Annotated in this window: 10 protein-coding genes; 9 read left to right on the top strand and 1 reads right to left on the bottom strand. The window is 73.4% G+C overall.

The genetic code is table 11. From position 1 onward, the window contains the following. Positions 1–614: 614 nt before the first annotated feature. Both AB0L45_RS26810 and AB0L45_RS26805 read left to right on the top strand, forming a co-directional pair. A complete protein-coding gene (locus AB0L45_RS26810) occupies positions 615–905 on the top strand; it encodes a hypothetical protein (protein WP_365844187.1) in 291 nt (96 codons plus the stop codon). A gap of 255 nt (positions 906–1,160) precedes the next feature. After that, positions 1,161–1,364 carry a hypothetical protein gene (locus AB0L45_RS26805; protein ID WP_365844185.1) on the top strand — a complete coding sequence of 68 codons (204 nt, stop codon included), beginning with the start codon at positions 1,161–1,163 and terminating at the stop codon, positions 1,362–1,364. 105 nt (positions 1,365–1,469) lie between these two features. Here the strand turns inward: AB0L45_RS26805 and AB0L45_RS26800 are convergent, their stop codons facing one another. After that, positions 1,470–3,194 (bottom strand): phospholipid carrier-dependent glycosyltransferase, encoded by a 1,725-nt coding sequence (locus AB0L45_RS26800; RefSeq protein WP_365844183.1) that lies wholly within the window; start codon positions 3,192–3,194, stop codon positions 1,470–1,472. 118 nt (positions 3,195–3,312) lie between these two features. Between AB0L45_RS26800 and rsmI the strand changes: the two genes are divergently transcribed. From rsmI to AB0L45_RS26765, 7 genes are all read left to right on the top strand, one after another. Continuing rightward, the gene (rsmI, locus tag AB0L45_RS26795) at positions 3,313–4,182 is read left to right on the top strand and encodes a 16S rRNA (cytidine(1402)-2'-O)-methyltransferase (RefSeq protein WP_365844181.1); all 870 of its coding nucleotides are present in this window, start codon (positions 3,313–3,315) and stop codon (positions 4,180–4,182) included. A 169-nt stretch (positions 4,183–4,351) separates the two neighbouring features. Further along, positions 4,352–4,834: a hypothetical protein gene (locus AB0L45_RS26790; RefSeq protein ID WP_365844179.1), complete on the top strand. Its 483-nt coding sequence runs from the start codon at positions 4,352–4,354 to the stop codon at positions 4,832–4,834. A gap of 59 nt (positions 4,835–4,893) precedes the next feature. Beyond that, complete coding sequence (locus tag AB0L45_RS26785) at positions 4,894–5,808, top strand: TatD family hydrolase (RefSeq protein WP_365844177.1); 915 nt, start codon at positions 4,894–4,896, stop codon at positions 5,806–5,808. Positions 5,809–5,933: 125 nt separating this feature from the next. Beyond that, positions 5,934–7,607 (top strand): ubiquitin-like domain-containing protein, encoded by a 1,674-nt coding sequence (locus AB0L45_RS26780; protein WP_365844175.1) that lies wholly within the window; start codon positions 5,934–5,936, stop codon positions 7,605–7,607. 82 nt (positions 7,608–7,689) lie between these two features. After that, on the top strand, positions 7,690–8,583 hold the full coding sequence (rsmA, locus tag AB0L45_RS26775) for a 16S rRNA (adenine(1518)-N(6)/adenine(1519)-N(6))-dimethyltransferase RsmA (RefSeq protein WP_365844173.1): 894 nt from the start codon (positions 7,690–7,692) through the stop codon (positions 8,581–8,583). Beyond that, positions 8,580–9,488: a 4-(cytidine 5'-diphospho)-2-C-methyl-D-erythritol kinase gene (locus AB0L45_RS26770; RefSeq protein ID WP_365844171.1), complete on the top strand. Its 909-nt coding sequence runs from the start codon at positions 8,580–8,582 to the stop codon at positions 9,486–9,488. Before rsmA ends, AB0L45_RS26770 begins: the two co-directional genes overlap by 4 nt. A gap of 127 nt (positions 9,489–9,615) precedes the next feature. Then, positions 9,616–11,418, top strand: coding sequence for an ABC-F family ATP-binding cassette domain-containing protein (locus AB0L45_RS26765; RefSeq protein WP_365844169.1), 1,803 nt, complete (start codon positions 9,616–9,618; stop codon positions 11,416–11,418). Positions 11,419–11,469 lie beyond the last annotated feature (51 nt).

Genomic DNA, 11,469 nt, shown 5'->3' with positions numbered 1-11,469 from the left:
CGTACGGCGGCCACCGCGCGCGAGCGAAGCGAGCCTGCCAAGGATCGTGCGGCGTAGCCGCTCGTTCATGCCCTTCCCGCCCCGACCCGCACCCGGCCGCAGGGAGGGAAGCGAGTGAGGCCGGGAGGCGCGTTCCTGGGGCCCGATCTGTTGCCGTTGCCCGTCGCCTCCCTGCCTCCCTGGTGCCTCCCTGTCACCGAACGGCGTTCTGACGCCGGGGGAGGGAGGCAGGCAGGAGAGGCAAAACCTCACTTCCGGCGCCCTTGAAGGCGGTCGGGAAGGCGTCTCCCCCGCCTCCCCCGTACAGGGTTTCGGCAGGTCGGGCGGGGGAGTCTGGCCAGGGGAGGCGTCGGGGGAGAACTCCCCCGCTCCCCGGCACCTCCCCTGCCGCCTCCCCCCGGTTTCGTCGTCACTCTGTGTCGCTTGTTGCGGCTTGTTGTCGCTTGTAGCGACAACAAGCAACACCCCCCGGAACGGCCCCTGAGAGGCGTTCGGCCCCCCCCCTTCAGCTTGTTGTCGCTTGTAGCGACAACAAGCAACAAGCAACGGAGCGTGACCCCCTGCGCGTTGAACGACCGCCCGCCGGGCAGGACCATGAAGGCACGAAGACCGGCGTGCGGAAGGCGAACGGCATGGGCGTGGTAGATCCACAGTGGATTCCGGCGCTGCGGGAGGATGGCCGGTACGGGCGGCTGCTGAACCTGGTGCAGCGCCTCGCGGAGCAACGCGAACGAGAGCGGGAGCACGCGGTGCCCATCTGCGGAAGCTGCCAAGGCGGCCAGGTGACCGTGAAGGACGCCAGCGGCACAGAGCACACCATCCAGTGCGAGCGGTGCGACGGGACCGGTACCGTCCCCGAACCCGCCGACAACGAAGACAACGGCCAGGCTGCGGGCGGCCGGTGACCCGACCGCGCGCCGGCAGGCCGATAGCGGCTGTGCCGGAGGGGCCGAACTCCTTGTTTCGGGGCGTTTCCGGGGTTCGGCGGACGTGGCCTCTAACGGCTAACGGCCAGTTCAGAGCGCCTTTGGGGTGCTAGCGGTACCTCTAGCGGTAGAGGTTCGAGCCTCTACCGCTAGAGGCCGCCGAGGGGTGCCCGTTCCGCTCGATGCGCCTAACCTCTGGGGTTCCGGATGCCGGTGCACCAGGAGGTGAGCACGGTGAGGAACGAACGGCAAGCGCTGGCCGTGACGCTCGGGTTGCTGTTACTGGTCGGCTGCACACTCCTGCTCCGCGAACTGGCCGGAGTCTGGACAGCGTTCGCGGTGGCGTGCGGCCTGATCCTGGCCGGATACGCGGCCCCCAGCCTGGCCCGCGAACTCACCGTGCGGCGCTACGCCCGACGACTCCGCCGGGCCCCGTGAACGGGCCCCTGGGCCGTCTGTGGGCCGTCCCGGGGCCACCGGCGACCACCGGCAACCACCGGTGACACCCGGTACGTGAGCTGAGCGGGCAGGCCGTTTCGGCAGCTAGACCCAGGTGTCGAACCACATCCGGTTGTGCCAGGCGCTCTTGGGGATCGGCTGGCCGGTGTAGAGCGGGTAGAAGTAGATGAAGTTCCAGATGATGAGCAGGATGAGCACCCCGGCGCCGACGGCGCCGACCGCGCGCCGGCGTTCGCCGGAGCCCGGCGGGCCGAGGATCGCGCCGGTCATCATGGCCAGGGCCAGGCACAGGAACGGGACGAACACCACCGCGTAGAACAGGAAGATCGTCCGGTCCTGGTACAGGAACCAGGGCAGGTAGCCCGCGGCGATGCCGCACGCGATGGCGCCCGCCCGCCAGTCCCGCCTGAACAGCCACCGGTAGAGCACGTACAGGAGCGCGAAGCAGCCCGCCCACCACAGCAGGGGCGTGCCCAGCGCGAGGACTTCCCGTGCGCAGCCCTCGGCCGCCGTGCAGCCGTCGTGGCCCATCTTGGGGTCCTCGTAGAAGTACGAGACGGGGCGGCCCTGCACCAGCCAGCTCCACGGGTTGGACTGGTAGGTGTGCGGCGTCGACAGGCCCTTGTGGAAGTCGTAGACCTCCGTCTCGTAGTGCCACAGGCTGCGCAGCCAGTCCGGGAGCCACTGCCCGCCGCCCGCGCGGCCTTCCGGCGTGGCGGTGGCCCAGTCGCGGTAGTAACCGCCCTTGGTGACCAGCCAGCCGGTCCAGGTCGCCAGGTACGCGGCCATGGCGACCACGACGGTCGCCACGAAGGCGGGCACCAGGTCGCGGCGGAGCACCGCGCGTACGGGGTGCCGGGCACCGGCGGTGCGCCGCGAGGCCACGTCCCACAGCACCGACAGCACGGCGAACGCCGCCAGGTAGTACAGGCCGTTCCACTTGCTCGCGGCGGACAGGCCCAGGCACAGCCCGGCCGCCAGCCGCCACGGCCGCCACCCCAGCCGCAGCCGGTCGCCCACCGTCTCGTCCGGCCGCGCCAGCCCGTCCGTACCGACCGGCAGCGCCGCCGCCAGCCGGGCCCTGGTGCGGTCCCGGTCCACCAGCAGGCAGCCGAAGGCCGCCACCACCCAGAACATGACGATGAGGTCCAGCAGCGCGGTGCGGCTCATCACGAAGTGCAGGCCGTCCACCGCCAGCAGGACGCCCGCCAGGCAGCCCAGCGCCGTGGAGCGCAGCAGCCGCCGCCCGATCCGGCAGATCAGCAGCACCGACAGGGTGCCGAGCAGCGCGACCATGAACCGCCAGCCGAAGGGGTTCATCCCGAACGCCCACTCGCCCAGCGCGATCATCCACTTGCCCAGCGGCGGGTGGACGACGTACGAGTGCTCGGGCGAGAGCAGGATCTCGGGCGGGTGCGCCACCAGCGCGTCGTTGGCGTTCTTCGCCCAGGTCCCCTCGTACCCGTACTGGAGCAGCGACCAGGCGTCCTTGGGGTAGTACGTCTCGTCGAATATCACCTTCGCCGGGCTGCCCAGGTTCCAGAACCGCAGCAGGCCGGCGAAGAGCGCGACCAGCAGCGGACCGCCCCAGCCCGACCAGCGCGCCAGCCGGGCGGCGGCGGCCGGGCGCAGGCCCAGCACCGTCCACACCCGCGTCCCCGGCTGGGGGAAGGCCGGCACCAGCCGCTCACGGGCGTCGGCCTGCGGCCGGCCGGCGTATCCGAACCGGCGCAGTCTGCGCTGCCACCGGCGGGGCTGCCCGGCGGTCTCCTCGGCGCGGTCGGCGTCTGTCGCGGTGTCACTCGTCACCGGGCCATCGTAGGGAAGCGGCCTGTGCGGGACGCGGGGGCCGCGCGGCCGGGTCCGTGCGGCGCGTACGGCACCGCCGCCGGAACGCGGCCCGCCGTACGGCTGGGAGGATGGGGGCGTGACTGGAACGCTGGTACTTGCAGGGACGCCCATCGGCGATGTCGCGGACGCGCCGCCGCGGCTCGCCGCCGAACTGGCGGCGGCCGAGGTGATCGCCGCCGAGGACACCCGGCGGCTGCGCCGCCTGACCCAGGCGCTCGGCGTGCACACGACCGGCCGCGTCGTGTCGTACTTCGAGGGCAACGAGGCGGCCCGCACCCCCGAACTGGCCGACGCCCTCGAAGCGGGCGCCCGCGTCCTGCTCGTCACCGACGCCGGCATGCCCTCCGTCTCCGACCCCGGCTACCGGCTGGTCGCCGCCGCCGTCGAACGCGGCATCAAGGTCACCGCCGTGCCGGGCCCCAGCGCGGTGCTCACCGCGCTCGCCGTCTCCGGCCTGCCCGTCGACCGGTTCTGCTTCGAGGGCTTCCTGCCCCGCAAGCCCGGCGAGCGCCGCTCCCGGCTGCGCGAGGTCGCCGACGAGCGCCGCACCCTCGTCTACTTCGAGGCGCCGCACCGCCTCGACGACACCCTCGCCGCCATGAGCGAGATCCTGGGCGCCGACCGCCGCGCCGCGGTCTGCCGCGAGCTGACCAAGACGTACGAGGAAGTACGCCGCGGGCCGCTGGCGGAGCTCGCCGCGTGGGCGGCGGACGGCGTACGCGGGGAGATCACCATCGTCGTCGAGGGGGCCCCCGAGACCGGTCCGCAGGACCTCGGCCCCGACGAGCTCGTGCGCCGCGTACACGTCAGGGAGGAGGCGGGGGAGCGCCGCAAGGAGGCCATCGCCGCCGTCGCCGCCGAGACCGGCCTGCCCAAAAGAGAGGTGTTCGATGCCGTCGTGGCGGCAAAGAATGCGGCGCGAACGGGACCTCCGGAAGGTAAATGACTAGCCTGGAAGGTAAAACGTGGGCCGCGCAGCAGGGCCGAGTCTCTGTGTCCTGCCAAATCTGCGCCAACAGCTAGGAGGGCCTGCTGCGCCACCGCCGGGAAAGGCGTCCACTGGAGGTGGGACGTTCGTCCCCGGAGACCTTGTCCAGCGGGCAAGAGGAGCGGCTATGAGTGACATCGCGCGTACGCCGGGTATCACCACCGGCGCCCACCCCACCCCCAGGACCGACCCCCCGGCACACGAGGCGTACGCCTTCGCGTGCATGAGCTGTGGCCACGGCTGGGAGCAGTCGTACGAAATACGGCACCACGTCGACGCGGACGGGCGCGCGCACTGTGTGTACTACGCGGACGGCGAGCGGGTGCCTTCCCCCCTGACCCGGCCCACCTGCCTGAACTGCGGCGGGCACGTCGTACGCATCATGCGGGCCGGACAGGTCTCGATGATCTCCAAGGCGCTGGCCGGTCTGTACGAGCAGCCCTCGGCGGGCGCCGCAGAGGGCAACGCGGGCGCGGGCGCGGGAACCGTGCCGCAGCAGAGCGACGGCGCGCAGGACGGCGCCGGCGACCGGGCCGGCGCGGACGGCCACCGCGAACGGCACCACTGGCACCTCGCCGACCTGCTGCACCCCTTCCAGCACCGCAGGTGAGGAGGCGGGCCGCGGTCCTGGCGCGGTGACGTCCACCGGCCCCTCGTAGGATCGCGGCCATGAGCAGCACGACCAAGGACACGACCAAGGACGCGCCGCCGCCGCTGCCCGAACCGCTTCGGGTACCGGTGGCGGACGCGCACACCCACCTGGACATGCTCCCCCAGCCACCGCTGGGAGGCGCCGCCAGGGACACGGTCGGGGAAGCGCTGGCCAAGGCCGCTTCCGTGGGCGTCACCACCGTCGTCCAGGTGGGCTGCGACGTGAACGGCTCGCGCTGGGCCGCGGAGACCGCCGCCGCGTACGAGGCGGTGCACGCGACGGTCGCACTGCATCCGAACGAGGCGCCGCGCATCGTGCTGGGCGACCCTGACGGGTGGTCACGCCAGGGGGCCCGCGAGCCCGGCGGCGACGCCGCCCTCGACGCGGCGCTCGCCGAGATCGACGCGCTGGCGGCCCTGCCGCACGTCCGCGGCGTCGGCGAGACCGGCCTGGACCACTTCCGCACCGGCCCCGAGGGCATGGCCGCCCAGCAGCGCTCCTTCCGCGCCCACATCGAGATCGCCAAGCGGCACGGCAAGGCCCTGGTCATCCACGACCGCGAGGCCCACGACGACGTGTTGCGCATCCTGCGCGAAGAGGGCGCGCCGGACACCGTCGTCTTCCACTGCTACTCGGGCGACGCGGACATGGCCAAGGTCTGCGCCGAAGCCGGTTACTTCATGTCCTTCGCGGGCAACGTCACCTTCAAGAACGCCCAGCCGCTGCGCGACGCGCTCGCCGTCGCCCCGCCCGAGCTGGTGCTCGTCGAGACCGACGCCCCCTTCCTCACCCCCGCCCCGTACCGCGGACGGCCTAACGCCCCGTATCTCATTCCGGTCACGCTGCGGGCCATGGCCGAGGTCAAGGGGATGACGGAGGACGCGCTGGCCACCGCCGTGGCCGTCAATACGGCGCGCGCCTTCGGCTACTGAGCGGACCCCGGGCACGGGCGCCGCACAATAGCGCGACGACACTGTGTAGCGGGTCCGCTTTGGAGAGTCACCGGCGCTCCGCTACATTCCGGCCGACAACCCGGACCTGTGGCACGTGGAGCGTCGTGACTCATTCGCAGGGCAGCCACCGCGTCGCGCACGGCGGACACGGACCGAGCGCCGAGCCGCCGCGCGACGCAGCCGTGGAGAATCCCGACCCGTACGGGAGGTACGCGTCGTACGACGCGTACGGGACGCACGGTGAGTACGGGACGTACAGCCCGTACGGGGGGTACGCGGAGCGTGGGGCGTACAGCGCGTACGGGGAGTACGGGCCGTACGACGTGTACGAGACGTACGGGGCGTACGGCTACGGGCCGGCTCCGGCGTACCCGTACCCGGCGGCACGCGACACCGAAGACGCCCGGCAGCCGCAGCCCCAGCCACCGTCGCAGCCGCCGATGCAGCTGCCCGCACAGCAGCAACCACAGGACGCTTCGGGCGCGCCCGCCGGACCCGCCACGGACACGGAATCCGGACGCGTCCCCCACCAGGGACCGCTGGTGCCGCTGCGCGACGACCTCGCCGACGTCCCACCCCCCCGCGCCGGCGGCCGGGCCGCCGCCCGCCGGGCCGCCCGCGGCACCGCCCACCGCCGCGGCATGACCGGCCGGTCCAACGGCCTCGACCGCCGCGGCACCGACGCCGCCGAAACCCGCCGGCGCCTGCTCCCGCAGGCCCTCGTCGTCGCGTTCCTCGCCGGCGGCACCTCCGCGTTCATCGCCCACGACAAGGCCGTCCGCATCGACGTGGACGGCGAACCCCGCACCCTGCACACCTTCGCCGCCGACGTCGGCGACCTGCTCGCCGACGAGGACGTACGGGTCGGCGAGCACGACCTCGTCGAACCCGCCGCCGACGCCGCGCTGACCAGCGGCGACGAGATCACCGTCCGCTACGGACGGCCGATCCGCCTCACCCTCGACGGCGAACACCGCCAGGTCTGGACGACCGCCGAGACCGTCGGCGGCGCGCTGCGCCAGCTCGGCGTGCGGGCCGAGGGCGCCCACCTGTCCGCCGACCCCGCGCAGCGCATCGGCCGCAACGGCCTCGACCTCGACGTCCGCACCGAACGCAGCGTCACCTTCGTCGCCGACGGCCGCGAACACACCGTGCGCACCAACGCCGCCACCGTCAGCGAGGCCCTCGACCAGGCGGGCATCGTGCTGCGCGGCGAGGACACCACCTCCGTGGCGCCCGAGTCCTTCCCGCGCGACGGGCAGACCGTCTCCGTGCTGCGCATCACCGGCGCCGAGAAGGTCCGCGAGGTGACCATCCCGTTCGAGACGGTCAAACAGGCCGACCCGACGCTCTTCAAGGGCACCGAGACCGTGGTCCGCCAGGGCCAGCCCGGCGTACGCCGCCTCACCTACGAGGTCCGCACGGTCAACGGCGTCCAGCAGAAGCCCAAGAAGGTCGGCTCGGAGGTGGTGCGCGAGCCGCGCGACCGGATCGTGCACGTCGGCACCAAGCCGATGCCGATGAGCGTGGACGGCGCCGACCACCTGAACTGGGGCGCGCTCGCCGAGTGCGAGGCCGGCGGCCGGGCGAACGCGGTGGACGCGTCCGGCACGTACGGCGGGCTGTACCAGTTCGACGCCGGCACCTGGCGCGGCCTGGGCGGCAGCGGCCGGCCGCAGGACGCGCCGGCCCGCGAGCAGACCTACCGCGCGAAGAAGCTCTACATCAGCCGGGGGGCCAGCCCCTGGCCGGTGTGCGGGCGCCGGCTGCACGAGTGAGGGACGGCAGCGGGAGGCGGGCCGCCCGGCACCCGGCGGCCGGTGGCGTCGCTCCCCGGGCGGCGCGCCGTAAGCTGCACGGGTGAGCAACAGCAGCCCCACCGACGAGCCCGGCCCCCTCCTGGGCGCCGCCGACATCCGCGAACTGGCCACCGCGCTGGGCGTACGCCCCACCAAGCAGCGCGGCCAGAACTTCGTCATCGACGCCAACACCGTCCGGCGCATCGTGCGCACCGCCGAGGTACGGGCGGACGACGTGGTCGTCGAGGTCGGCCCCGGGCTCGGCTCGCTGACCCTGGCCCTGCTGGAGGCCGCCGACCGGGTCACCGCCGTCGAGATCGACGACGTCCTGGCCGCCGCGCTGCCCACCACCGTCGAGGCCCGGCTGCCCGGCCGCGCCGACCGCTTCGCGCTGGTGCACAGCGACGCGATGCTGGTGCGCGAGCTGCCCGGCCCGGCGCCCACCGCGCTGGTCGCCAACCTTCCGTACAACGTCGCGGTGCCGGTGCTGCTCCACATGCTCGCCACGTTCCCGACCATCGACCGCACCCTGGTCATGGTGCAGTCCGAGGTCGCCGACCGGCTCGCGGCCCGGCCCGGCAACAAGGTGTACGGCGTGCCGTCGGTCAAGGCCAACTGGTACGCGGAGGTCAAGCGCGCCGGGGCGATCGGGCGCAACGTGTTCTGGCCCGCGCCGAACGTCGACTCCGGGCTGGTCTCGCTGGTCCGCCGGGAGAAGCCGGTCGAGACCACCGCGAGCCGCGCGGAGGTCTTCGCCGTCGTGGACGCGGCGTTCGCGCAGCGGCGCAAGACGCTGCGGGCGGCGCTGGCCGGCTGGGCCGGGTCCGCGGCCGCTGCCGAGAGCGCGCTGGTCGCCGCGGGGGTCTCGCCGCAGGCGCGCGGGGAGGCGCTGACGGTGGAGGAGTTCGCCCGGATCGCCGAGCACCGGCCCGCACCGGAAGGGAGCGCCGCGTGACCGCCCGGCCCGCGTCCGTCACCGTCCGCGTACCCGCCAAGGTCAACGTCCAGCTCGCCGTCGGCGGCGCGCGTCCGGACGGGTTCCACGGCCTGGCCAACGTCTTCCTCGCCGTCGGGCTGTACGACGAGGTCACGGCGGCGCCCGCCGCGTCGCTGCGGGTGACCGCCACCGGCCCGGACACCGACCGGGTACCGCTCGACCGGACGAATCTGGCGGCGCGTGCCGCGGAGCTCCTCGCGGCGCGGTACGGCATCGAGCCCGACGTGCACCTGCACATCGCCAAGGACATCCCCGTCGCGGGCGGCATGGCGGGCGGCAGCGCGGACGCGGCGGGCGCGCTGGTCGCCTGCGACGCGCTGTGGGGCACCGGCGCCGGCCGCGACGAGCTGCTGGAGATCTGCGCCGAGCTGGGCAGCGATGTGCCGTTCTCCCTGGTGGGCGGGGCCGCGCTGGGGCGCGGACGGGGCGAGCTGCTGACGCCGCTGGAGGTGGGCGGCACGTTCCACTGGGTCTTCGCGGTGGCCGACGGCGGGCTGTCCACGCCGGCCGTCTACGCCGAGTTCGACCGGCTGAACGAAGGGGTGGCCGTCCCGGAGCCGCAGGCGTCGCCGGAACTCCTGGACGCGCTGCGCGCCGGTGACGCCACCGCGCTGGCCCCGGCCCTCGCCAACGACCTCCAGCCCGCCGCGCTGTCCCTGCGGCCCTCGCTGGCCGCCACCCTCACGGCGGGCACCACCGCCGGGGCCCTGGCGGCCCTGGTCTCCGGCTCGGGGCCCACCACGGCCTTCCTCACCAAGGACGCGGACACGGCGGCGGCCGTGGCCGACGCCCTGCTGACGTCCGGGACCTGCCGGACCGCACGGGTGGCGGCGGGCCCGGTCCCGGGGGCGACGGTCCTGTAGGGGCGGCACACCGGCGCGCACGGAGCGTGAAGCCACCGCTCTCGCTCCCCGCGCCCGGTGCGCGCGGGGAAAAGCCTCCGGGGCCCGGACTAGGCTGTCAGGAGGACCCCGACCGATGGAGTGAAGTGTGGCCGTCAACCTCGTCAATCTGGAAGCCGTGGGCAAGGTGTACGGAACCCGTGCGCTGCTCGACGGTGTTTCCCTCGGCGTCAACGAGGGGGACCGGATCGGCGTCGTGGGGCGGAACGGCGACGGCAAGACCACGCTGATCCGGATCCTCGCGAAGCTGGAGGACGCCGACGACGGGCGGGTCACGCACAACAGCGGGCTGCGGCTCGGCGTGCTGACCCAGCACGACTCGCTGGACCCGGCCGCCACCGTGCGCCACGAGGTGATCGGTGACCTCGCGGACCACGAGTGGCGGGGCAACGCCAAGATCCGCGACGTGCTGACCGGCCTGTTCGGCGGGCTGGACCTGCCGGGGCTGGGGCAGGGCCTGGACACCGTGATCGGGCCGCTGTCCGGTGGTGAGCGCCGCCGGATCGCGCTGGCCAAGCTGCTGATCGCCGAGCAGGACCTGATCGTGCTCGACGAGCCCACCAACCACCTGGACGTCGAGGGCATCTCCTGGCTCGCCCGCCACCTCCAGGCCCGCAGGTCCGCGCTGGTGTGCGTCACGCACGACCGGTGGTTCCTGGACCAGGTGTGCACCCGCATGTGGGACGTGCAGCGCGGTGACGTCCACGAGTACGAGGGCGGGTACAGCGATTACGTCTTCGCCCGCGCCGAGCGCGAGCGGATCGCCGCCAGCGAGGAAGCCAAGCGGCAGAACCTGATGCGCAAGGAGCTGGCCTGGCTGCGGCGGGGTGCTCCGGCGCGCACGAGCAAGCCGCGGTTCCGTATCGAGGCCGCCAACGAGCTGATCGCGGACGTGCCGCCGCCGCGCGACACCGCCGAGCTGATGAAGTTCGCCAACTCGCGGCTGGGCAAGACGGTCTTCGAGCTGGCCGACGTGACCGTGCAGGCCGGGCCGAAGGTGCTGCTGAAGCACCTGACCTGGCAGCTCGGGCCCGGCGACCGGATCGGCCTGGTGGGCGTGAACGGCGCGGGCAAGACCTCGCTGCTGCGGGCGCTGGCCGAGGCGGCGCGTACGGAGGGCGAGGCGCAGCCGGCCGCGGGCAAGATCGTGGTCGGCAGGACCGTGAAGCTGGCGTACCTGTCGCAGGAGGTCGCGGAGCTGGATCCGGCGCTGCGGGTGCTGGAGGCCGTGCAGCGGGTGCGGGAGCGGGTGGATCTCGGCAAGGGCCGGGAGATGACCGCGGGGCAGCTGTGCGAGAAGTTCGGGTTCACCAAGGAGAAGCAGTGGACGCCGGTCGGCGACCTGTCGGGCGGTGAGCGGCGCCGGCTGCAGATCCTGCGGCTGCTGATGGACGAGCCGAACGTGCTGTTCCTGGACGAGCCGACCAACGACCTCGACATCGAGACGCTGACGCAGCTGGAGGACCTGCTGGACGGCTGGGCCGGGTCGCTGGTGGTCATCAGCCACGACCGGTACTTCGTCGAGCGGACCACGGACCGGGTGTTCGCGCTGCTGGGTGACGCGACGCTGCGGATGCTGCCGCGGGGGCTGGACGAGTACCTGGAGCGGCGGCAGAAGGTGATCGACGCGGCGGCGCCCGCACCGGCTCCGGCGGAGGCCGCGCCGAAGCAGAAGCCGGCGGCGGTGACGCGGGCGGCGCAGAAGGAGCTGCAGAAGATCGAGCGGCAGCTGGACCGGATCGGCGAGAAGGAGTCGAAGCTGCACGCGCAGATCGCCGAGCACGCCACGGACTTCGAGAAGGTGGCGGGGCTGGACGCGCAGCTTCGGGAGCTGGTGGGCGAGCGGGAGGAGCTGGAGATGCGGTGGCTGGAGCTGGCGGAGGACGCGTAGCGGACGGACCGCCACCGCCGGGGCCGGACACGAACGATCGGCTCCGGTGCC

It is taken from the genome of Streptomyces sp. NPDC052496, assembly GCF_040679095.1.
GTDB lineage: Bacteria > Actinomycetota > Actinomycetes > Streptomycetales > Streptomycetaceae > Streptomyces.
The sequence above is the reverse complement of the archived record's forward strand: the minus strand, read 5'-3'. Positions and strand labels throughout refer to the sequence as shown.

What these genes read in the sequence shown, in the direction of transcription:
- AB0L45_RS26790 (WP_365844179.1), top strand. Translation starts at nt 4,352, where the DNA reads ATGAGTGACATCGCGCGTACGCCGGGTATCACCACCGGCGCCCACCCC.
- AB0L45_RS26785 (WP_365844177.1), top strand. Translation starts at nt 4,894, where the DNA reads ATGAGCAGCACGACCAAGGACACGACCAAGGACGCGCCGCCGCCGCTG.